The following is a 22,426-nucleotide window of genomic DNA, read 5'->3' on the forward strand; positions in this document are numbered from 1 at the left end:
CACTCTATCCGGAACCCCAGTGCGGCACCGGATCCCGCCATCGCTCGAAGGGCCGGTTCAGGGTGTACTTGCCGTCGTCACCGAGAACGAGCGTCCGCATCTCGGCGTTCCCGGGATTCGACAGCGATTCGAATTCCGCCACCGTCCAGTGGAACCAGCGCATGCAGAACAGCCGCATCGCGAGCCCGTGCGTCACCAGCAGCACGTTGGGTGGATGGTCCGGCGCCTCGAAGCTGCGGAACAGGCTCTCCAGGAAGCCGCCGACCCGGTCGTAGACGTCGGCGCCCGACTCGCCCTGCGGGAACCGGAAGAAGAAGTGGCCGTAGGCGTCCCGGTACGCCTTCTGCAGGCGCACGTCGTCGCGGTCCTGCCAGTTGCCCCAGTCCTGCTCGCGCAGCCTGGGCTCCTCCCGGACGCGTATGAGGCCTGGGTCGAGGTGGAAGGCGCGCAGCGTCTCGTGGGTACGGCGGTAGGGGGAGACGTACACGCTCACACGTTCCCTGCCGAAGAGCTCCCGGATCTTCTTCCCGGTCTCCTCGGCCTGCCTCCAGCCGCGCTCGGTGAGGGCGAGAGCGTGATCGGGTTCCCGCTCGTACACGGAGTCATCAACATTGCCCGTTGACTCGCCGTGCCGGACAAGGACGATGCGCCGTGGTCGTGCCATGCCGAAACCCTAGATCGAACGGAGGACGGTGGAGCACTTCTACGGGCCCCATACGGCGTAGGTCACATGCAGCCCGCGCACCGGGGCACGCACGGGTCAGACCGTCCAGGAGGGCTCCAGCTCCACGATGTCGCCGGTCAGAGCCGCGATGTCGGCCTCCGTCTGGGCGCGCAGGGCGAGGCGCTCCACCCGCTCGGTGCGGTACTTCCCGTGCTCGGCCGCCGACCGCCACATGGACAGGATGAGGAACTCCTGCTCGGGTGCCTCGCCGAACATGCCCCGGATCATGCCGGGCGAGCCGGCCATGGCGGGGTTCCAGACCTTCTCCTGCATGAGGGTGAAGTGCTCCACACGCTCCTCGTGGACCCGGCACAGCGCGACGCGGACCAGGTCGGAGTCGGTGAACCGGGGCTCGAAGCCGGTCTTCACGTCGAACCGGTACTCGAACAGTTTGACCTGGGAATCCTTGAACGTGCCGGACTGGGCGGCCGCCAGACGGTCGTGGGAGCGGGCCATGAACGAGTCGTAGAAGGCCCGGCTCTCCCAGAAGGCGAAGATGTGCGCCACCCCGGGCCGCTGCCGGCTCCAGCCTCCACCCTGCCCCCGAAAACCCGGCTCCCCCGGAAGCCCCGCCCATTTCCGCTGCCCGCGCTCGAAGCCGCGGCGGTCCACCACGGTGCAGCGAATCCACTTGACCAGCACCGCGCCATCGTAAGGCCACCGGGCGTGGCGCCGGTCACGCTCCGGCCGAGATCGCCCGCGCACGCTCCCCGCGCGCGTGGCACGATGAACAAACGGCCCTGACTTCGGGGCAGTTGACAGGCATGGCACTTCAAGGGGGTGGCGAAGCCCGGTGGCTGGCTTCAGCAAGGGAATCCGCAAGGTCGAGGTCGCGCTCAAGTGGGACCCCAGTCCGGCGGGCCGACCGCCCACCGATCTGGACATCGTGGCCGGGCCGTTCGAGTCCGGCGACCCGTACGGGGCGCCGGCGTATCTGGTGCACTTCGACAGCCGTTCGCCGGACGGCACGATCTTCCTCAACCGGGACAGCACCGACGGCAAGGGCTTCGGCTGGGACGAGGTCATGACCATCGAGCTCGACCGGCTCGACGGCCGGTACGCGCGCGTGGTGGTCGATGTGGTCATCCAGCAGCGGACCGGGCACAGGACCTTCTCGGACGTGCTCGGCCCGGCCATGCGCATCCGCGAGGGCTACACCGTGCTCGCCGAGGACGACTTCGCCTCGGTCCCCGAGGCCACGGCGGCCACGATCGGCGAGTTCGTGCGGGACGACTCCGGCGAGTGGACGTTCCACCCCGGAGTTCACGGCTACGACGAGGACCCGGCTTCCTTCCCCCATGTCATGGGCGGCAGGCACCGTCCCTGACACGCAGCGCACGGATGAGGGGCGCCGGCGATCGCCGGCGCCCCTCACCTCAGGAACGGCGTGTCATCAGCTGCAGCCGCTGGTCGAGCCGCAGCCCTCGCAGATGTAGCAGGAACCGGCCCGCTGCATCTTCGTACCGCAGGAGAAGCACAGCGGGGCGTCGGCCTGGATGCCCAGCTGCATCTCCACCAGCTCGGCGCTGGTGTGGGCCTGCTTCGGCGCCGGCTTGGCGACCTCGGACTCGGCCTTGGGAGTCGCGACCGCCTTCAGCTCCTGGGTGCGCGGCGCCGACTGGGCCAGGCCCTCGACGTCGACCTCGTCGTCGGCGGGCTCGTAGGAACCGGTCTCCAGGTGCCGCTGACGCTCCTCGGCGGAGTGGATGCCGAGCGCGGAGCGCGTCTCGAAGGGCAGGAAGTCCAGCGCCAGGCGGCGGAAGATGTAGTCGACGATCGACTGCGCCATCCGCACGTCCGGGTCGTCCGTCATGCCCGCCGGCTCGAAGCGCATGTTGGTGAACTTCGAGACGTACGTCTCCAGGGGCACGCCGTACTGCAGACCGACGGACACGGCGATGGAGAAGGCGTCCATCATGCCCGCGAGGGTCGAGCCCTGCTTGGACATCTTCAGGAAGACCTCACCGAGACCGTCGTCGGGGTAGGAGTTGGCGGTCATGTAGCCCTCGGCGCCGCCGACCGTGAAGGACGTGGTGATGCCGGGGCGGCCCTTGGGAAGGCGCTTGCGGACCGGGCGGTACTCGACGATCTTCTCGACCGTCTCGCGGATGGCCGCCTCGGCCTTCTCCGTGACCTCGGCCTTCTCCTTCTCCTTGGTCTTGGCGGAGAGGGGCTGGCCGACCTTGCAGTTGTCGCGGTAGATGGCGAGCGCCTTGACGCCCAGCTTCCACGCCTCGTAGTAGATCTCCTCGACCTCCTCGACGGTCGCCGTCTCCGGCATGTTGACCGTCTTGGAGATGGCGCCGGAGATCCACGGCTGGATCGCGGCCATCATGCGGACGTGGCCCATCGGGGAGATGGCGCGCTCGCCCATGGCGCAGTCGAAGACCTCGTAGTGCTCGGGCTTGAGGCCGGGGGCGTCGATCACGTTGCCGTTCTCGGCGATGTGGGCGACGATCGCCTCGATCTGCTCCTCCTGGTAGCCCAGGCGGCGCAGGGCCTGCGGGACGGTGCCGTTGACGATCTGCATGGAGCCGCCGCCGACCAGCTTCTTGAACTTCACCAGCGCGAGGTCGGGCTCGACACCGGTGGTGTCGCAGGACATCGCCAGGCCGATGGTGCCGGTGGGCGCGAGGACGGACGCCTGGGAGTTGCGGAAGCCGTTCTTCTCGCCGATGCGGACGACGTCCTGCCAGGCCTCCGTGGCGGCGGCCCAGACGGGAGTGTCGAGGTCGTCCATGCGGACGGCGCCGCCGTTGGCGTCGGCGTGCTGCTTCATGACGCGCTTGTGGGCGTCGGCGTTGCGGGCGTAGCCGTCGTACGGGCCGACGACGGCGGCCAGCTCGGCGGACCGGCGGTAGGCCGTACCGGTCATCAGCGAGGTGATGGCGCCGGCGAGGGCGCGGCCGCCGTCGGAGTCGTAGGCGTGACCGGTGGCCATCAGCAGGGCGCCGAGGTTGGCGTAGCCGATGCCGAGCTGACGGAACGCGCGCGTGTTCTCGCCGATCTTCTGGGTCGGGAAGTCAGCGAAGCAGATCGAGATGTCCATCGCGGTGATGACCAGCTCGACGACCTTCTGGAAGCGCTCGGTCTCGAAGGACTGGTGGCCCTTGCCGTCGTCCTTGAGGAACTTCATCAGGTTCAGCGAGGCCAGGTTGCAGGACGTGTTGTCCAGGTGCATGTACTCGCTGCACGGGTTCGACGCGGTGATCCGGCCGGACTCGGGGCAGGTGTGCCAGTTGTTGATGGTGTCGTCGTACTGGATGCCCGGGTCGGCGCAGGCCCAGGCGGCCTCGGCGATCTTGCGGAAGAGCGCCTTGGCGTCGACCTCCTCGATGACCTCACCGGTCATGCGGGCGCGCAGGCCGAACTTGCCGCTCGACTCGACCGCCGTCATGAACTCGTCGTTCACACGGACCGAGTTGTTGGCGTTCTGGTACTGGACGGACGTGATGTCGTCGCCGCCCAGGTCCATGTCGAAGCCCGCGTCACGCAGGACGCGGATCTTCTCCTCCTCGCTGACCTTCGTCTGGATGAAGTCCTCGATGTCGGGGTGATCGACGTCGAGCACGACCATCTTGGCGGCGCGGCGGGTGGCGCCACCGGACTTGATGGTGCCGGCGGAGGCGTCGGCGCCGCGCATGAAGGAGACGGGGCCGGAGGCGTTGCCGCCGGAGGAGAGCAGCTCCTTGGAGGAGCGGATGCGGGAGAGGTTCAGGCCGGCGCCGGAGCCGCCCTTGAAGATCATGCCCTCTTCCTTGTACCAGTCGAGGATCGACTCCATGGAGTCGTCGACGGACAGGATGAAGCAGGCGGAGACCTGCTGGGGCTGCGGGGTGCCGACGTTGAACCAGACGGGGCTGTTGAAGCTGAAGATCTGGTGCAGGAGGGCGTAGGCCAGCTCGTGCTCGAAGATCTCGGCGTCGGCGGGCGAGGCGAAGTACTTGTAGTCCTCACCGGCCTTCCGGTACGTCTTCACGATGCGGTCGATCAGCTGCTTGAGGCTGACCTCGCGCTGCGGGGTGCCCACGGCACCGCGGAAGTACTTGCTGGTGACGATGTTGACCGCGTTCACCGACCAGAAGTCGGGGAACTCGACGCCACGCTGCTCGAAGTTGACCGAGCCGTCGCGCCAGTTGGTCATGACGACGTCACGGCGCTCCCAGGCCACCTCGTCGTACGGGTGCACGCCGGGGGTGGTGTGGATGCGCTCGATGTGCAGTCCCTTGTTACCCGCCTTGGCTCCCTTGGCTCGGGAACCTCGTGCCGGACCGCTCGCCGTCTCTGTCATGCCGCCTCCCTGTACGGGCGAAAACGCCCTGAAGTGCCCCGATGTTCCCGTGGCACGGTGTTCTGTCTGGTGTCGCGGACACCCTCAACTGCGATCCGCGACAGGTCTTGGTCGCCGCCTCCCGAGTCGGAACCCGGGCGTCCGTCCGGGTTCCGGCGCGCCGGTCAGTCGGCGGCGTGGGCGGGCACGGGGACCTCGGTGGTCCCTCCGGGCCCGCGTTCGTCTTCCTGGCTCCCCGCTCCCGCGCCCTCGTCCTCCGCGGCGGGGCCCCGCGCCTGCCTCAGCTCCGCGATGGCGGCCTCGAAGTCGTCGAGCGAGTCGAAGGCCCGGTATACGGAGGCGAATCGCAGATAGGCGACGAGGTCGAGTTCCTGCAACGGGCCGAGTATGGCCAGCCCCACGTCGTGGGTGGTCAGCTCGGCGCTCCCGGTGGCCCGCACCGCCTCCTCGACCCGCTGGCCGAGCTGGGCGAGCGCGTCCTCGGTGACGGGCCGCCCCTGGCACGCCTTGCGCACACCGTTGATGACCTTGGTACGGCTGAACGGTTCGGTGACCCCGGACCGCTTCACCACCATGAGCGAGCACGTCTCCACGGTCGTGAAACGACGGGAGCAGTCGGGACACTGGCGGCGCCTGCGGATCGACGTGCCGTCGTCGGTCGTACGGCTGTCGACCACACGGCTGTCGGGGTGCCTGCAGAAGGGGCAGTGCATGATCTCCCAACCCTCCTCACAGCAGACTCAATGGCCCCGCCGGACCACATGGGCCCCTCGAAGCAGCCCTAAGCATAGGCGATCGCGGAGCCGTCCGAGACCCGGGGGACCACAACTTGTGGGCTGCGGTAAGCATCCAACCACTAGATGTAGGGATTGGCCCATACAGCGAGGCGATGACGCGTGTCGCGGCGCCGGAGCACGCCCCGGATACCCACTGCGGGCGTTTCCGAACACGCGGGCGCAAGGACGTATCGATCCTGCGGTTGCGGAGATACCGTGGGCGCCGCACGGAGACCGCGTAGGACTCCGGCGCAGAAGGGAGCCCGGATCCGGGTGTACCGGATTCCGGGTGGCAGACTGAGGGCACAACCCGCAAGGTCGCCGATCCCGGCGGTGAAGAGTACAACAATGGGCGCTTTCGCCCGCCGGACGCCGCGTTAGCCATACACCCAAACACATGATCACGACAGGCGAATCGCACTTTTTCACTCGAACGTGTGTTTGGCGCAACCTTTCGAAAGCAACTACCGTTGTCCAGCAGGGAGACCATCGAGAGGGGCCGACGTGACCACCACCGCAGACAGTGCCACCATCACCGCCCAGGACCGCTCCATGGGCCGAGTCGAGCCGGTACATGCGATGAACGAAGCCACGAATCCCGAGGGGCACAAGCGCTCCCTTCCTGGCCGACCTCCAGGCATCCGGGCGGACAGCTCCGGGCTCACCGACCGGCAGCGCCGGGTCATCGAGGTCATCAGGGATTCGGTGCAGCGGCGCGGCTACCCGCCGTCCATGCGCGAGATCGGCCAGGCCGTCGGCCTCTCCAGCACGTCCTCGGTGGCCCACCAGTTGATGGCACTGGAGCGCAAGGGCTTCCTGCGCCGCGACCCGCACCGCCCGCGCGCGTACGAGGTGCGCGGCTCCGACCAGGCCGTGACGGTGCAGCCCACCGACACCGCCGGCAAGCCGGCCGCGTCCTACGTCCCGCTGGTCGGCCGTATCGCCGCCGGTGGACCGATCCTCGCCGAGGAGTCGGTCGAGGACGTGTTCCCGCTGCCCCGCCAGCTCGTCGGCGACGGCGAGCTGTTCGTCCTGAAGGTCGTCGGTGACTCGATGATCGAGGCCGCGATCTGCGACGGCGACTGGGTCACCGTCCGCCGCCAGCCGGTCGCCGAGAACGGCGACATCGTCGCGGCGATGCTCGACGGCGAAGCCACCGTCAAGCGTTTCAAGCGCGAGGACGGCCATGTCTGGCTCCTGCCGCACAACGCGGCCTACGAACCGATCCCCGGCGACGACGCGACCATTCTGGGCAAGGTCGTCGCTGTGCTGCGGCGCGTGTGACGGCCGTGGCGGACGGGCCGGACGGCTCGTCCCCCTGACCGGGCCCCGGGACCTCTGCGCCGGTTCCGGGGCCCTGTGCTGTCCGGACTCCGCCGGGCGACTGTGCGGCCCGGCGAGCCGACGCTGGTCCGGCCCGACGTTGGCCGGACCAGCGGTCTGATCACTGCTCCTGGGGCTGCTTCTCTTCCGCCTGCTTCGCTGCCGCGTCGATGGCCGCCAGTGATCTGCGCACCTGGTTGCGGTCCGTGGTGTACCAGAAGTCGGGCAGAGACGCCTTGAGGTAGCTGCCGTACCGCGCGGTGGCGAGCCGTTGATCCAGCACCGCGACCACGCCCCGGTCCCCCGAGGCCCGGACCAGACGGCCGGCACCCTGTGCCATGAGCAGGGCCGCATGGGTCGCGGCCACGGCCATGAAGCCGTTGCCGCCCGCGTCCTCCACCGCCTTCTGCCGGGCGCTCATCAGCGGGTCGTCGGGGCGCGGGAACGGGATCTTGTCCATGATCACCAGCTGACAGCTCGGACCCGGGACGTCGACGCCCTGCCACAGCGACAACGTGCCGAACAAGCAGGTCCGCGGGTCGGCGGCGAAGTTCTTGATCAGCTCGCCGAGCGTCTCCTCGCCCTGGAGCAGGATGGGGAACTCGGGGATCCGGGAGCGCAGCTCCTCCGCGGCGAGCTGGGCGGCACGCATGGATGAGAACAGCCCGAGGGTGCGGCCGCCGGCCGCCTGGATCAGTTCGGTCAGCTCATCGAGCATGTCGGCACGCTCGCCGTCCCGTGCGGGGCGCGCGAGGTGCTTCGCGACGTACAGGATGCCCTGCTTGGGATAGTCGAAGGGCGAGCCGACGTCCACGCCTTTCCACTGCGGCAGGTCCTCGCCCTCCGTGCCCTCGGGGCCGAGCCCCAGCGAGGCTCCGACGCCGTTGAAGTCGCCGCCCAGCTTCAGCGTCGCCGAGGTGAGGACGACGCTGCGGTCCGCGAAGAGCTTCTCCCTGAGCAGCCCGGACACCGACATCGGGGCTACCCGCAGCGAGGCGCCGAAACGGTCGTGCCGCTCGTACCAGACCACGTCCCACTCGGAGCCGTTGACCACACGCTCCGCCACGTCGTGCACGGTCTCGACCGAGGCCAGCGCCTGCTTGCGGACGGCGTCCTCGTCCTGGACGGACTTGTCGCGGGTCGAGCCGAGCGCGGTGATGACCGTGCGGGCCGCGTCCCGCAGCGCCATCAGGGCGTAGCCGAGATCCTCCGGGATCTCCTCGAGGCGGCCCGGCAGAGCGAGTTCCATCAGCCGCTCGAAGCCCTCCGCGGCGGTCTGGAGCTGGTCGGCTGCCTTCTCGTTGACGAGTTTGGCCGCCCGGCGCACGGCGCGGTTGACCTGGCCGGGCGTGAGTTCGCCGGTGGCGACGCCGGTGACACGGGAGACGAGTTCGTGCGCCTCGTCCACGATCAGCACCTCGTGCTGCGGCAGCACCGGGGCGCCCTCGATGGCGTCGATGGCCAGGAGAGCGTGGTTGGTGACGACGACCTCGGCGAGCTTGGCCCGCTCGCGCGCCATCTCCGCGAAGCACTCGGCGCCGTAGGCGCACTTCGACGCGCCCAGGCACTCCCGCGAGGAGACCGACACCTGCGCCCAGGCACGGTCCGAGACTCCCGGTGTGAGGCCGTCGCGGTCGCCGGTCTCCGTCTCGTCGGCCCAGTCACGCAGGCGCAGCAGATCCTGGCCCAGCTTGCTGGTGGGCGCGGCGGCCTCGAACTGGTCGAAGAGTCCCTCTTCCTCGTCCTGCGGCATGCCCTCGTGCAGGCGGTGCAGGCACAGGTAGTTCGACCTGCCCTTGAGCATGGCGAACTCCGGCCGGCGGCGCAGCAGGGGATGCAGGGCGTCGACCGTGCGCGGCAGGTCGCGTTCCACGAGCTGGCGCTGCAGTGCGAGCGTGGCCGTGGCGACGACCACCCGCTCCCCGTGCGCGAGCGCGGGCACGAGATACCCCAGCGACTTTCCGGTGCCGGTGCCGGCCTGGACCAGCAGGTGGGATCCGTCGTCGATCGCCTCGGCGACCGCTTCGGCCATGGTCACCTGGCCGGGGCGCTCCGTGCCGCCGACGGCTGCGACAGCGGCATGCAGGAGTTCGGGGAGTGAGGGCTTCGTCATAGCCCGACCACCCTACGGCCCGGCACTGACAAACGGGCGGGCAAGGCGGGGGCGGGGGGTGGGATCACTGCCTGGGCTCCTGAGGCATGGGGGCTGCTGCGGTGGCTCGACCGGTGTTCCGAAATGTCTCGCGGCATTTCTCGCGACGCCCGGGAACCTGGCCGAGTCGCCATTCGTACTCAATGTGACGACGTCATCACCGATCGTCACGCCAGCCGATTCGGGACACGGTCCCGGATCACGAGGCCGGCCCGCTTGCCGGGCAGGTCGACCTCGGACGTGAACCGGAACCCGGCACGCAGGAAGGCGGTGAGGGAGGCGGTGTTGCGAAGATCCGGTTCGGCGACGACCCGGGCACAGGCGGGACGACGGTCCAGGACGAGATCGGCCACGGCCTTGAGCAGGGCGGAGCCAAGGCCCCTCCCGCGGTCGGCGGCCTCACCGATCAGCAGGTGGATGCCGGTGTCGTGCGGACGAGTCGGGCAGTGGCGGGCCAGCGGGTCGAGGTCCGCCCGGTAGATCTCCCAGTAGCTCATGGGGACGCCATCCAGCACGCCCAGGCACGGCACGCTGTGGCCGTCGCCGTCGAGTTGGGCGCGAAGGTGCTCCTCGGTCCTGTCCGGGGGCCCGGCCAGTTCCCAGAAGGCGGCGACAGCGGGGTCGTTCATCCAGCGGTGAATGAGCGGGAGGTCGTCCTGCAGGCGCACGGGGACCAGTTCAAAGAGGCCCACGGGGGTGCGGGTGGGCCCCCAGCCGGGCACGTCGTCGAGCAGGTCGGCGGTGGCGAAGAGGGCGACGAACTCGGCGGGCAGACGCAGATGCAGCGTGGCTTCGCCGTCCTCGGGAGTTGCGGTGTCCGCGCTGGTGTCGGTGGAGGGCATGGCGCTCCTTTCAGCAGAGGGAGGTGGAGGATTCGCGGGACGCGACAGAGCAGGCCGTTTTCGTTCAGGAGTGAAGGGGGTTGGCGATGGTGACGTAGACGGACTGGGTGTCGACCGGGCCGACGAGTTCGTCCATGCCGTTCAGCCGGGTCAGCAGGTTGGCCTTGCAGCGCAGGACAGGTGAGTCGAGCAGCAGGGCGGGCAGCGGGGTCCGCAGGGCGAGGGGGCCCGAGGCGGCATCGGCGAGGAAGCCACGGAACGCCGCGAGGAGCAGCCGTTCGTCGGCGAGTTGCTGGGAGCCGAAGGCGCCGATCAGCCCGAGCACGTTGTTGACGGCGAGGTAGTACCCGAAGCGTTCGTCGGTCACCTCGTCCGCTACGAAGGTGTCGCTGCGCACTCCGATGCCGGGCAGCCGCGCGTCCAGTTCGGCTCGCCGGGACTCACGGAAGTAGTAGCCCTGGTTGTCCCGGTAGCGGCCGCCGGCGGGCCAGCCGTCGCGGTCGAGCAGGACGAGCGTGTTCTGCTGATGCGCTTCGACGGCGATGCCGGCCTCGCTGTCGAGCCAGAGCACGGGCCGGACGACCTGTTCCAGGTAGCGCAGGAACCACTCGGCGGCGACGGCTCCGACGGGGCGCCCGGTGCGTGCGGCGAGCCGAGCGACGAGTCGCGACAGACGGGACCGCAGGGCCGTCGACCCCTTCGCCGGCCACGGCTCGGTGTCCGGTTCGGGGAGCGGCCGGGGCGAGACGAGTCCGGCCAGGCAGCTCACGTCATCGGCCGGGGTGAACGGGTTGTGCCTGATCATGACGTCGAGGCCGGGAAGGGGCCGCCCGTCCGGGTCGTCGACGGCGAGCCAGGCGGGGTCGCGGACGATGTCGAAGGCGGGGTGGGCGGCGCGCCACTGACGGGCGAGGCCGCCGCGCAGCAAGCGGTGCACCTCGACTCCCCGGTGGAGTTCCTTGCGCAGGTTCTCGCGTCGGGAGTTGGTGATGCGCAGGCCCAGCGACAGTTTCAGCATCGCGGGGGCTTCGGATCGATGGACGGTTCGTACGGAGGAGGTGGGATGCCAGGGTGAGCCGAGCGGGCCGAGGTCGCGGAGGGCTCCGGAGTCGAGCAGGGCGGCGATCGGCTCGCGGTGCCTGAGCTCCCTGGCCTGCCAGGGGTGCAGCGGCAGCGCGGCGAATCCGTCGGGCAGGGGAAGGGGGGCTCCGGCGAGCCGCTGGGTGAGCCGGTCGGCGGGGACAGTACGTCCGCGCTCCGTCCAGGCCGAGTCGGCCGCCAGTAGAGAGGGGGCCACGGCCCACCAGTACAGCGGGAACGAGCCGCGCGACTCCGGTGAGTACAGCGGGCCTTCTGCCTCGGTCAGCCCTTCCCGGCTCTTCGGGGCCGGGTGCAGGGGGTGTCCGAGGAGGAGGGACTGCTCGGCGCTGAGGAAGAGATCGCGGCCGTCGTCCGGGTGTGCGCGCCGGTCGCTGATGAACGTCGCGATGCGACGCAGCGAGTCGGCCACCCTGGCGACCAGGTCGCCGCCGTCACCGGCGGCCCCTGGCTGCTCCGGGCCACTGGGGGTGCCTTGGGTTCCTTGGACGTTCCGGATGCTGTGGATGCCGTCGGGTGTCTCCCTCGCCAGGAGTGCCGCGAGGGTGATCGCGTCGACGGGCGGAGCCGTCTCGGCGCCGGCGAGGTGGACCGGCCCGAAGCGGTGCCAGCCCGCCGGGGACCAGTACCGGACCTGGACGATCAACGCGGTCCCGCTGCGGAGGAGCGGGATGCGAAGAATGCCGGTGGCTGGGGCGGCGACGCCTGTCTCCCGTACCCAGCAGCGCAGGAGGTTCTCCACGGCGGCGGCCTGGGCGACGTTGCCGGGATCGGGATCCTCCAGCGGGTCGGCTCCGGGTGCCACCGCGCTCGTGCTGTCCGGCGCTCGTCGCTTCTGCTGGGGGAACGACTCGGCGAGCGGCACATGGGAGGGCTGGGTCCCGGAGTCGCCCTGTTCGTCGGGGCTGCCGGAACGGCCGTCGGGTGCGGGAGTGGCGTTCAAGACGGCTCCTCGGAGGGTTGGGCTGGAGTAAGCAGGCGAGGGGGTGGAAGTGGTCGCGGCGTGTCTGAGCGGTGGTGCCGTTGTGCGGTCGTCGCGGGCCGGGGTGGCCGGGGGTGGCAGCCACCTCGGGCGCGTCGTACGCGGGCAACGGAGGTCCGGAGGGGAGGAAGGGGATGGGGTGTGGGTGGCTTCTCGGGCCCCCCTGGCGGAGCCGTCGTTCCCGCGGGCCGCTAGCCGTTGCCAGGGTCGGGGTCGGCGTGGTGGCGGTGTCTGCGGCCGTGGTTCTGATGCCGGCGGGCCGCCGCTGCCACCGCGTCGGCCAGGCGGTCCATGACGGCTGCCGCCTGCTCGTCGGAGATGGTCAGCGGTGGAAGGAGCCGTACGACGCCGGCGTGGCGTCCGCCGAGTTCCACGATGAGTCCCCGGTCGAGGCACTCCCGTTGGACGGCCGCCGCGAGTTCGGGGGCGGCGCGGTGCGGGGTGCGGGTGGGCCGGAGGCCTTCGACGCCGGTCCGGTGGTCGCCGGTGAAGGTGGCCTCGTCCGGTCCGGTCGCCTCGCTGTCCGGGTCCACCATCTCGATGCCGATCATCAGCCCGCGGCCCCGGACGTCACCCACGCACGGAAACGCGTCTTGAAGCCGGCTGAGTTGGGACAGCATCCGCGAGCCGAGGGCGGCGGCCCGCTCGGCGAGTGCGTTCTCCCGTACGTAGGCCAGGGTGGCGGTGCCCGCTGCCATGGCCAGTTGGTTGCCGCGGAAGGTGCCCGCGTGGGCGCCGGGCTGCCAGGCGTCGAGGTCGTCGCGGTAGACGACCACGGCCAGCGGGAGGCTGCCGCCGATGGCCTTGGACAGGACCATGACGTCGGGCGTGACACCGCTGTGCTCCACGGCCCAGAAGGCGCCCGTGCGGCCTACGCCGGTCTGGATCTCGTCGGCGATCAGCGGGATGGACCGGTCGGCGGTGATCTGCCGCATGCGGCGCAGCCAGTCGTCCGGCGCCGGGATCACGCCGCCCTCGCCCTGGACGGGTTCGACGATCATCCCCGCGGGGAGGGGTACGCCGGACTTCGGGTCGTCGAGGAGGGACTCGGCCCAGCGGGCGGCGAGTTCTGCCCCGCGCGGGCCGCCGACGCCGAAGGGGCAGCGGTAGTCCTGCGGGTACGGCAGCCGTGCGACGCGTACGTCGGGGGCCCCGCCGGAGGCGGCCATGGCCCCGGCCGTCATGCCGTGGTAGGCGCCGGTGAAGGCGAGCATGCCGGTGCGTCCGGTCGCGGTGCGGACCAGTTTGAGGGCCGCTTCGACGGCGTCGGTACCGGCCGGCCCGCAGAACTGCACCCGGGCGCGATCGGCGAGCCCCGGCGGCAGGGTACGGAACAGCTCGGTGATGAAGGCGTCCTTCACCGGTGTGGCGAGGTCGAGGACGGAGAGCGGTGCGCCGGAGTCGAGGACCCGGCGGATGGCCTCCAGGACGACCGGGTGGTTGTGGCCGAGGGCCAGGGTTCCGGCTCCGGAGAGGCAGTCCAGGTAGCGGCGGCCGTCGGCGCCCTCGATGGTCAGCCCCCGCGCCCGCACGGGCACGATGGGCAGGGCTCGCGCGTAGGTGCGTGCCGCGGACTCACGCGCCGACTGTCGCCTGAGGATCCCCTCGTGCACCGCGCTCTTCTCCCCGTACGCACCTTCAGCCACCGACTCGGTCACGGCCACGACTCGCTGTCCTCCCCGCTGTCCAGAGGCGAGTTGATCCGCGGGGACCGGGCACAGGCAGCCGACCCCCCACCCCTACAACCGCGTACCGGCCCACGGGTTACGGGTTGCCCGGCGATCCCGATCTCCGGACGGCCCCTGAGATCTCGGGCCGGCGGCCGAACCGCCCGTGGCTCCAGCCCTCGCGGCGCCGCGCCGTGGCGCTCCCGCGGTCCTGCCCGCCGCCTGATCGCCCCCAGCGCCCCACTCGCCCGCCGCTCACGAGGCCGCGGCTCGTGTGCGTCCAGGTCAGACCGCTTGTGGCCGAACCGTTGCCGGACCGTCGGAACTCCCCCACAGCGAGCGCATAGTGTGTGAGGCCGTTCCCGGCGGACCGGTGGACCGGCGTCAACTCCCCATGAGTGCGCTGCCGGTGCCGGGGCCGAAGCGCCGAGTACCTTCACATCAGGGGGAGTCAACAGCATGCGATCCATACGGCCGTCGTTCACCGTTCGCCGAGGGAGGGGCGCGCCGCGCAGGACCTTCCCCGTGCTGGCGACGGTCGCCCTCGTCTCGGCGCTGGCGCTGACCGCCACGGCCTGCAACGGCGACGGCAACGACAACGCCGATGACAGGCCGACCGCCGTCGCGACCCAGAGCGGCACCGGCGACGGCAAGATCAAGATCCCGGACGACATCCGTCAGAAGCTCAAGGAGCACGGGATCGACGTCGACAAGTGGAAGGGCGGCGCCTGGAAGAACTGGAACCGGGACGACTGGCTGCGCGAGGCCAACGACTTCATCAATCCCATCATCAAGGGCCTGTGGGACCCGGACCGGATGCGGGACGCCGACGACCCGGCCAAGCGCGTCGACGACAACGACCTCTCCGGTGACCAGGGCGTGACGGACCCGACCCCGGCGCCGGTGACGGCACAGGCGGTCCGGCCGCCCTACCACACCAGCGCGGCCGCTTCGGGCAAGGTCTTCTTCGACTCCCCCGAGGGCACGATGGTCTGCTCGGCGACGGTCGTGCAGGACCCGGCGCACCCGGGCAAGTCGAACCTCATCTGGACGGCCGGCCACTGTGTGCACGCCGGCAAGAGCGGCGGCTGGTACCGCAACATCGCCTTCGTGCCGTCGTACAACAACCAGGGCAGGTCGAACGCCCAGCTGCAGAACGCGAGCCGGGCCGAGGTCGCGCCGTACGGCGTCTGGTGGGCCGACGCGGCGAAGACCTCGCAGCAGTGGATCGACCAGGGCGGCCGCACCGGCGGCAACGGCGCCTCGTACGACTTCGCGGTCATTCATGTGACGCCGGAGCAGGGCAGCACGGGCAAGTCGCTGGAGGAGACGGTCGGCGGAGCGCTTCCCGTGAACTTCGGCGCCCCGGCCGTGCCGAAGGTGCAGAGCATCACGGCGACGGGCTACCCCGCCGCGGCTCCCTACGACGGCCAGCTCGCCTACCAGTGCCAGGACAAGCCGGGCCGGCTGTCCCTCGCCAAGTCGGACCCGACGATGTACCGCATCGGCTGCACGATGACCGGCGGCTCCTCCGGCGGCGGCTGGGTGGAGACCGGCTCGGACGGCAAGCCGGCCCTGGTGTCGAACACCTCGATCGGCCCGGTGCGCGCGGGCTGGCTGGCCGGTCCCCGTCTGGGTGACGTGGCCAAGGGCGTGTACGACTCGGTCAGCCGGAAGTTCGCCGGCCGGTGAGGTCCACCGCTCCCCACCGGTCCGGACGGACCTGAGCCGCGCGTACGGCGGACGGTGACGAGTCCGGTGTGAACCCAAGACGAGAGGCCCGCCACCCGTAACGGGTGGCGGGCCTCGTCGATGCCGTGTCGTCCTGGCGTCAGGCCGCGGGCGCCGGCGTGTAGGGCGCCAGGTCCGCGGCCAGCTCCTCGTGCACCCGGACCTTGAGCAGGGTGCCCTCCGCGGTGTGCTCCTCGGAGAGCACCTCGCCCTCGGTGTGGGCGCGGGCGACGAGCTTGCCATGGGTGTACGGGACGAGTGCCTCGACCTCGACCGAGGGGCGGGGCAGCTCGTTGTCGATCAGGGCGAGCAGTTCCTCGATGCCCTGGCCGGTGCGGGCCGAGACGGCGATGGAGCGCTTCTCCACCCGCAGCAGCCGCTGGAGCACCAGCGGGTCGGCCGCGTCCGCCTTGTTGATCACGACGATCTCGGGCACGTCGGTGGCGCCGACGTCCCGGATCACCTCGCGCACGGCGGCCAGCTGCTCCTCCGGGACCGGGTGCGAGCCGTCCACCACGTGCAGGATCAGGTCGGAGTCGCCGACCTCCTCCATGGTGGAGCGGAACGCCTCGACCAGGTGGTGCGGCAGGTGTCGCACGAAGCCGACGGTGTCGGCCAGCGTGTACAGCCGCCCGCTCGGGGTTTCGGCCCGGCGCACGGTCGGGTCGAGGGTCGCGAACAGCGCGTTCTCGACCAGGACGCCCGCGCCCGTCAGGCGGTTGAGCAGGGAGGACTTTCCGGCGTTGGTGTAGCCCGCGATGGCGACGGACGGCACCTTGTTGCGCCGGCGCTCCTGGCGCTTGATCTCGCGGCCGGTCTTCATGTCCGCGATCTCCCGGCGCATCTTCGCCATCTTCTCGCGGATCCGGCGCCGGTCCGTTTCGATCTTGGTCTCACCGGGACCACGGGTGGCCAGGCCGCCGCGACCGCCACCCATCTGGCGGGACAGCGACTGACCCCAGCCTCGCAGCCTGGGGAGCATGTACTGCATCTGCGCCAGGGCGACCTGCGCCTTGCCCTCTCGGGACTTGGCGTGCTGCGCGAAGATGTCGAGGATCAGGGCCGTACGGTCGATGACCTTGACCTTGACGACGTCCTCGAGCTGGATGAGCTGGCCGGGGCTCAGCTCACCGTCGCAGATGACGGTGTCCGCGCCCGTATCGATGACGATGTCACGCAGTTCCAGGGCCTTGCCGGAGCCGATGTAGGTGGCCGCGTCGGGCTTGTCCCGGCGCTGGATGACGCCGTCGAGCACGAGCGCGCCGGCGGTCTCCGCGAGGGCGGCCAGCTCCGCGAGGGAGTTGTCCGCGTCCTGGATGGTGCCGGTGGTCCACACCCCGACGAGCACGACCCGCTCCAGACGGAGCTGTCGGTACTCGACCTCGGTGACGTCCTCCAGCTCGGTGGAGAGGCCCGCGACGCGGCGCAGTGCCGCGCGCTCGGAGCGGTCGAACTGGTCGCCGTCCCGCTCGCCGTCGATCTCGTGGCTCCAGGCGACGTCCTCTTCCATCAGGGCATCGGCCCGAAGACCTTCGGGATAGTCGTGCGCGAGGCGCTTGGTGTCCTGGGAAGGGGAAGAAGAGGAGGTCATTGGATCCTTACGTCGGTGGAAATGCCGAGTCGGCGTTCATCAGGGACAACGCACGGGTACCCCGGGAGATTCCCGTGTCCCGTGCCGCGCCGACCCGAAGATGTTCGCACGGCGCGGCAGGGCTCGTCACCGTCTTATTCCCGGCCCCCGCCCTTCTTACCGCGCTTGTCCCGCTTGGGTTCCTTGGCGGACTTGCCGCTCTTCCAGTCCGGGTGTCCGGGCATCGGCGGGGTCTTCTCGCCGTACAGCCAGGGCTGGAAGAAACCGGTCAGGTCGCGGCCGGCGATCGCCGAGGCCTGGCGGACGAAGTCGGCGGTGGTGGCGGTCGAGTCGCGGTGGTCCCGGACCCAGGCCCGCTCCAGGCGGTCGAAGGCCCGCGTGCCGATCTCCTGGCGCAGGGCGTAGAGCACCAGCGCCGCGCCGTCGTAGATGTTCGGCCGGAAGATGCTGATCTTCTGGCCGGGCGCGGGGGCCTTGGGCCGGGCCGGGGGGCCGCCGTCGGCCCGCCAGCGGTCGGATGCGCCGTAGGCGGCCTTCATGCGGTCCTCCATGGACCGCTTCGACTTCTCCTGCGCGTAGAGGGACTCGTACCAGGTGGCGTGCCCCTCGTTCAGCCACACGTCGGACCAGGTGCGGGGGCTGACGCTGTCGCCGAACCACTGGTGGCTCAGCTCGTGCACCATGATCGAGTCGACGTACCAGGCCGGGTAGGCGGGTTTCGTGAAGAGGTCCTTCTCGAAGAGCGAGAGGGTCTGCGTCTCGAGTTCGAAGCCGGTGGAGGCCTGCGCCATGAGCAGCCCGTACGTCTCGAACGGGTAGGAGCCGACCTTGCTCTCCAGCCATGCGATCTGGCCGGGCGTCTTCGCGAGCCAGGGTTCGAGGGCCTTGCGGTCGGCGCTGGGTACGACGTCGCGGACCGTCAGCCCGTGCGGTCCCTTGCGGCGCACCACTGCGGAGCGGCCGATCGACACCTGGGCGAGCTCGGTGGCCATGGGGTGCTGGGTGCGGTAGGTCCAGGTGGTGGCCCGGCCGACGCGCTCGGTGCCGGTGGGCAGGCCGTTCGCCACGACGGTGTAGTCGTTCGGGGCGGTGACCCGGACGGTGAACATCGCCTTGTCCGACGGGTGGTCGTTGCACGGGAAGACCAGGTGGGCGGCGTCGGCCTGGTTGGCCATCGCCAGGCCGTCGGTGGTGCGCACCCAGCCGCCGTCCTGGCCCTTGGCGCTGACGGGGTCGCTGGTGTGCTTCACGGTGATCCGGGTCCAGCTTCCCCGGGGCAGCCGGTGGTCGGGCGTGACCACCAGGTCCTCGCCCGCGCCGGCGAAGGCCGCGGGGCGGCCATCCACCTCGACGGACTCGACGGTGCCGTGCGCGAAGTCGAGGTTGAGCCGGTCGAGGCCGGTGGTCGTCCAGGCGTCGATGGTCGTGACGGCCCGCAGCGGCTTGTCGTTCTTCCCGGAATAGGTGAAGGACAGGTCGTACGACGCCACGTCGTATCCCGGGTTGCCCAGGGTCGGGAAGAGCCGGTCGCCGACGCCCAGGGGCTCGGCCGGGGCGGCGGCGGCGAGCAGGCAGACGGAGACGGCGGAGGCGAGCAGGGCGGCCTTCCGGCGGCGGAAGGGGCGGGTGTTCCGGCCCCGGCGGAGGGTGAGCGGCATGGACCACCGCTACCAGCGCGCGCGTGCGGCACGACGGCGACGCGCGCCGGGCCCACCCGATCGGGTTCGTCCGCAGAGCCTTCTTCAGGAACCCGGTCGGCGGCGTCCCCTCAGGAGGCGGGCGCCTGGTGCTGGGCCCGGGCCACGTCGAACACCCCTGGTACGTCGCGCATCGCCCGCATGAGGGCCGGGAGGCGGGCCGCGTCCGGTAGCTGGAGTGTGTAGGTGTGCCGGACGCGCTGCTGGCTCGGGGGTTCCACGGTCGCGGAGACGATGTCGACGCCGGCCAGGGCGATCGCCTCGGTCAGGTCGGCCAGCAGATGCGGGCGGCCGAACGATTCGGCGACCAGGGTGACCCGGCACTCGGCGGTGTCCCCCCAGCGCACGTCGATCTCGGTGCGCCCCCGGTTCTTCATCTCCGCCACCGCGGCGCACTCCACGCGGTGCACGGTCACCACTCCCCCGCGCACCGCGAAGCCGGTGATCCCGTCGGGCGGCACGGGCGTACAGCAACCCGCGAGACGGACGGTGGCACCGGGCCGGTCCAGGAGCACGTCGGCGCCGCGTGGGCCGGTGGCGCCGGTGCTCCCGGCCTCGGCGGGCCGGGGGGCGGCCTCGCCGGCCGCGCTCCCGGCGGCACGTTCCTCCTCTGCCCGCGCTTCGGCCTGCGCCTCGCCGCTGCCGCCCGGGTGCGCGGCCAGCCACCGCTGGATGGCGATCCGCGCCGCGGCGGTGTGGGCGTGCTCCAGCCATTCGCGGGAGGGCTCGGAGGCCGGGTCCTGGCCCATGAGGAGCTGGACCGTGTCGCCGTCCCGCAGCACGGTGCTGAGAGTTGCCAGGCGGCCGTTGACGCGGGCGCCGATGCAGGCGTGGGCGTCCTCGCCGTACTGGGCGTAGGCGGCGTCCACGCAGCTTGCGCCCTCGGGCAGACCGAGGGCGCCGCCGTCGGGCCGGTACACGGTGATCTCGCGGTCCTGGGCGAGGTCCTCGCGCAGGGTGGACCAGAAGGTGTCGGGGTCGGGCGCGGCCTCCTGCCAGTCGAGGAGGCGGGAGAGCCAGCCGGGGCGGGTGGGGTCGGCGCGCTCGCCGTCGGCGGGGTCGTCGGCCCCGGGGGCGTAGGGGTTGCCGAGCGCGACGACGCCGGCCTCGGCGACCCGGTGCATCTGGTGGGTGCGGATGAGAACCTCGACGACCTGGCCGTCGGGGCGGGCGACGGCGGTGTGCAGCGACTGGTAGAGGTTGAACTTGGGTACGGCGATGAAGTCCTTGAACTCGGAGACGACCGGTGTCATGCACGTGTGCAGCTCGCCCAGGACGCCGTAGCAGTCCGCGTCCTCCGCCACAAGCACCAGCAGCCGTCCGAAGTCGGCGCCGCGCAACTGCCCCCGTTTGCGGGCAACCCGGTGGACGGAGACGAAGTGCCGGGGGCGGATGAGGACTTCGGCGGCGATGTCGGCGTCGCGCAGCACCGCGCGTACCGACTCGGCTGTCTCCGCGAGGGTGTCGTCGGGGTGGGCCGCGTTCCCGGCGATCAGCTCCCGGGTGTGCTCGTACTCCTCGGGGTGGAGGATGGCGAAGACCAGGTCCTCCAGTTCGGTCTTCAGCGCCTGCACGCCGAGGCGTTCGGCGAGCGGGATGAGGACGTCCCGGGTGACCTTGGCGATCCGCGCCTGTTTCTCGGGGCGCATCACGCCGAGGGTGCGCATGTTGTGCAGGCGGTCGGCGAGTTTGATCGACATCACCCGCACGTCGCTGCCCGTGGCGACGAGCATCTTGCGGAAGGTCTCGGGCTCGGCGGCGGCCCCGTAGTCGACCTTCTCCAGTTTGGTGACGCCGTCGACGAGATAGCGCACTTCCTCGCCGAACTCTTCCCGCACCTGGTCCAGCGTCACGTCGGTGTCCTCGACGGTGTCGTGGAGCAGGGAAGCCGTCAAGGTCGTCGTCTCGGCGCCGAGTTCGGCGAGGATCAGGGTCACGGCCAGGGGGTGCGTGATGTACGGCTCGCCGCTCTTGCGCATCTGGCCGCGGTGCGAGGACTCGGCCAGGACGTAGGCACGGCGCAGTGGTTCGAGGTCCGCGTCGGGGTGGTGGGCGCGGTGCGCGTCGACGACGTGGCTGATGGCGTCGGGCAGCTTGTCGCGCGCGGCGGGGCCGAGCAGCGCGGCCCGGCCGAGCCGGCGCAGGTCGATCCGGGCCCGGGACTTCCGGCGGACCGCGGCGGGCGCCGCCGCGGGCGCGGCCGGGCCGGGGTTCGCAGGGTTCGTGGCCTCCGCACTCATGGGCACCTCCGGCTCGTGGACCGGCGGACGGAGCCCGGGGCGTGCGCGGCTCAGGGATGGCGACGTTCCCCCGTCCGTGCCGGTGCTTGATGCTACCGAGCCCATCACGTGCGGCTGACCGCCTCTCGCCGAGCGTGAAACGGATCACCCAATCGAGCGACGGCGTGGAGGTTTAGAGTATGCGCCACCTGCACTGGGCTCGGCCGGGGTTTCGAACGGCGCCCCGCCGCCCGAAGTCGCTGGTCCGGCGCGCGGGAGCCATCACGGCAGTGGTCTCACCAGGTCAGCGAAGCGCGCTTTCCAGCCACTCGGCGTCGATCTCGCCCTCGGCGACGATCACGGCGGGTCCGGTCATCTCGATCTCGCCGTCGGGCCGCTCGGTGATGACCAGACGGCCGCCGGGCACGTCCACGGTGTACGTCGCCGGGGCTCCGGTGCGGGCGGGGTCGGCGCCGTCACGGCGGGCGGCGGCGACGGCGACGGCACACGCGCCGGTGCCGCACGAGCGGGTCTCGCCGGAGCCGCGCTCGTGCACCCGCATCGCCACGTGCCGCGGGCCGCGGTCGACGACGAACTCGACGTTGACGCCCTCCGGGTAGGCGGTGGCGGGGGCGAACGGCGGCGGGGAGAGCAGGTCACCGGCGTGCCCGAGGTCGTCCACGAAGGCGACGGCGTGCGGGTTGCCCATGTTCACGTTGCGCGCGGGCCAGGTGCGCTCGCCCACGCTCACCGTGACCTCTCCGTCGGGCAGGCGTGCGCTGCCCATACCGACGGTGACGTCTCCGTCCTTGGCGATGTGGACGCTCTTCACGCCCGCGCGCGTGGCGATCGCGATGTCACCTTCGGCCACATGGCCGGCGTGCTGGAGGTAGCGGGCGAACACACGGGTGCCGTTGCCGCACATCTCCGCGATCGAGCCGTCGCCGTTGCGGTAGTCCATGAACCACTCCGCCTCGGCGGCCATGCCGCGGGCCTCCGGGTGCGCGGCGGACCGCACGACGTGCAGCACCCCGTCGCCGCCGATGCCGGCCCGGCGGTCGCACAGGGCGGCGACCTCGGCCGGGGTCAGGTCGAGGGTGTTCTCCGGGTCCGGGAGGATCACGAAGTCGTTCTCGGTGCCGTGGCCCTTGAGGAAGGCGATCCGCGTGCTCATTCCTCGATCGTACGGGGTCGGTACGACAACGGCGGCGCCGCCCGGGAGGCGGGCGGGGCTAGGTCGTGTCCGCAAAGTCGCGTCTGCGTCACGACGCCCGGCACGCACTCTCGCCGCACCGGCCGAAAGCCCGAGTACACCCAGTACGAGGGCATCCGG

14 protein-coding genes and 1 pseudogene are annotated in these 22,426 nt (G+C 70.9%); 3 read left to right on the forward strand and 12 right to left on the reverse strand.

From position 1 onward, the window contains the following. Positions 1–4 precede the first annotated feature (4 nt). Positions 5–664, reverse strand: coding sequence for a histidine phosphatase family protein (locus ACFYU0_RS32480; RefSeq protein ID WP_351669606.1), 660 nt, complete (start codon positions 662–664; stop codon positions 5–7). Positions 665–760: 96 nt separating this feature from the next. Beyond that, positions 761–1,366 (reverse strand): YdbC family protein, encoded by a 606-nt coding sequence (locus tag ACFYU0_RS32485; protein ID WP_351669608.1) that lies wholly within the window; start codon positions 1,364–1,366, stop codon positions 761–763. A 124-nt stretch (positions 1,367–1,490) separates the two neighbouring features. On the opposite strand from ACFYU0_RS32485, the pseudogene ACFYU0_RS32490 reads away from it, so the two are divergent. Continuing rightward, a pseudogene (locus ACFYU0_RS32490) lies at positions 1,491–2,051 on the forward strand (TerD family protein); the annotation flags it as partial. A 66-nt stretch (positions 2,052–2,117) separates the two neighbouring features. Here the strand turns inward: ACFYU0_RS32490 and ACFYU0_RS32495 are convergent. Then, positions 2,118–5,015, reverse strand: a complete 2,898-nt coding sequence (locus ACFYU0_RS32495; RefSeq protein ID WP_351669610.1) for a vitamin B12-dependent ribonucleotide reductase — start codon at positions 5,013–5,015, stop codon at positions 2,118–2,120. Between the two features lie 164 nt (positions 5,016–5,179). Further along, a complete protein-coding gene (gene nrdR, locus ACFYU0_RS32500) occupies positions 5,180–5,728 on the reverse strand; it encodes a transcriptional regulator NrdR (RefSeq protein ID WP_389305853.1) in 549 nt (182 codons plus the stop codon). 567 nt (positions 5,729–6,295) lie between these two features. Between nrdR and lexA the strand changes: the two genes are divergently transcribed. Continuing rightward, positions 6,296–7,075 (forward strand): transcriptional repressor LexA, encoded by a 780-nt coding sequence (gene lexA, locus ACFYU0_RS32505; protein WP_014675455.1) that lies wholly within the window; start codon positions 6,296–6,298, stop codon positions 7,073–7,075. 160 nt (positions 7,076–7,235) lie between these two features. Here the strand turns inward: lexA and ACFYU0_RS32510 are convergent, their stop codons facing one another. The 4 genes from ACFYU0_RS32510 to ACFYU0_RS32525 form a co-directional block, all read right to left on the reverse strand. Then, positions 7,236–9,227: an ATP-dependent DNA helicase gene (locus tag ACFYU0_RS32510; protein WP_389305855.1), complete on the reverse strand. Its 1,992-nt coding sequence runs from the start codon at positions 9,225–9,227 to the stop codon at positions 7,236–7,238. Positions 9,228–9,433: 206 nt separating this feature from the next. Further along, positions 9,434–10,108: a GNAT family N-acetyltransferase gene (locus ACFYU0_RS32515; protein ID WP_389305857.1), complete on the reverse strand. Its 675-nt coding sequence runs from the start codon at positions 10,106–10,108 to the stop codon at positions 9,434–9,436. A 64-nt stretch (positions 10,109–10,172) separates the two neighbouring features. After that, a complete protein-coding gene (locus tag ACFYU0_RS32520) occupies positions 10,173–12,149 on the reverse strand; it encodes an IucA/IucC family protein (RefSeq protein ID WP_389305859.1) in 1,977 nt (658 codons plus the stop codon). A 230-nt stretch (positions 12,150–12,379) separates the two neighbouring features. Further along, positions 12,380–13,852, reverse strand: coding sequence for a diaminobutyrate--2-oxoglutarate transaminase family protein (locus tag ACFYU0_RS32525; RefSeq protein ID WP_389305861.1), 1,473 nt, complete (start codon positions 13,850–13,852; stop codon positions 12,380–12,382). A 462-nt stretch (positions 13,853–14,314) separates the two neighbouring features. On the opposite strand from ACFYU0_RS32525, the gene ACFYU0_RS32530 reads away from it, so the two are divergent. Further along, complete coding sequence (locus tag ACFYU0_RS32530; protein WP_389305863.1) at positions 14,315–15,547, forward strand: trypsin-like serine peptidase; 1,233 nt, start codon at positions 14,315–14,317, stop codon at positions 15,545–15,547. 139 nt (positions 15,548–15,686) lie between these two features. Here ACFYU0_RS32530 and hflX read toward each other — a convergent pair whose 3' ends face one another. From hflX to dapF, 4 genes are all read right to left on the reverse strand, one after another. Next, positions 15,687–17,177 carry a GTPase HflX gene (gene hflX / locus ACFYU0_RS32535; RefSeq protein WP_351669625.1) on the reverse strand — a complete coding sequence of 497 codons (1,491 nt, stop codon included), beginning with the start codon at positions 17,175–17,177 and terminating at the stop codon, positions 15,687–15,689. A gap of 134 nt (positions 17,178–17,311) precedes the next feature. After that, positions 17,312–18,835: a M1 family metallopeptidase gene (locus ACFYU0_RS32540; protein WP_389305865.1), complete on the reverse strand. Its 1,524-nt coding sequence runs from the start codon at positions 18,833–18,835 to the stop codon at positions 17,312–17,314. A gap of 110 nt (positions 18,836–18,945) precedes the next feature. Next, a complete protein-coding gene (locus tag ACFYU0_RS32545; RefSeq protein WP_389305867.1) occupies positions 18,946–21,114 on the reverse strand; it encodes a RelA/SpoT family protein in 2,169 nt (722 codons plus the stop codon). Positions 21,115–21,397: 283 nt separating this feature from the next. Next, positions 21,398–22,267, reverse strand: a complete 870-nt coding sequence (gene dapF / locus ACFYU0_RS32550) for a diaminopimelate epimerase (RefSeq protein ID WP_351669631.1) — start codon at positions 22,265–22,267, stop codon at positions 21,398–21,400. Between the last annotated feature and the right edge of the window lie 159 nt (positions 22,268–22,426).

Origin of the sequence: Streptomyces sp. NPDC003720, assembly GCF_042875075.1 — a bacterium.
Lineage (GTDB): Bacteria > Actinomycetota > Actinomycetes > Streptomycetales > Streptomycetaceae > Streptomyces.

Bases quoted from the DNA above. Each gene is read 5' to 3' on its own strand.
- ACFYU0_RS32515 (WP_389305857.1), bottom strand. From the start codon at position 10,108: ATGCCCTCCACCGACACCAGCGCGGACACCGCAACTCCCGAGGACGGC.
- nrdR (WP_389305853.1), bottom strand. From the start codon at position 5,728: ATGCACTGCCCCTTCTGCAGGCACCCCGACAGCCGTGTGGTCGACAGC.
- ACFYU0_RS32495 (WP_351669610.1), bottom strand. From the start codon at position 5,015: ATGACAGAGACGGCGAGCGGTCCGGCACGAGGTTCCCGAGCCAAGGGA.
- ACFYU0_RS32480 (WP_351669606.1), bottom strand. From the start codon at position 664: ATGGCACGACCACGGCGCATCGTCCTTGTCCGGCACGGCGAGTCAACG.
- ACFYU0_RS32545 (WP_389305867.1), bottom strand. From the start codon at position 21,114: ATGAGTGCGGAGGCCACGAACCCTGCGAACCCCGGCCCGGCCGCGCCC.
- ACFYU0_RS32540 (WP_389305865.1), bottom strand. From the start codon at position 18,835: ATGCCGCTCACCCTCCGCCGGGGCCGGAACACCCGCCCCTTCCGCCGC.
- ACFYU0_RS32510 (WP_389305855.1), bottom strand. From the start codon at position 9,227: ATGACGAAGCCCTCACTCCCCGAACTCCTGCATGCCGCTGTCGCAGCC.
- hflX (WP_351669625.1), bottom strand. From the start codon at position 17,177: ATGACCTCCTCTTCTTCCCCTTCCCAGGACACCAAGCGCCTCGCGCAC.
- ACFYU0_RS32530 (WP_389305863.1), top strand. From the start codon at position 14,315: ATGCGATCCATACGGCCGTCGTTCACCGTTCGCCGAGGGAGGGGCGCG.
- dapF (WP_351669631.1), bottom strand. From the start codon at position 22,267: ATGAGCACGCGGATCGCCTTCCTCAAGGGCCACGGCACCGAGAACGAC.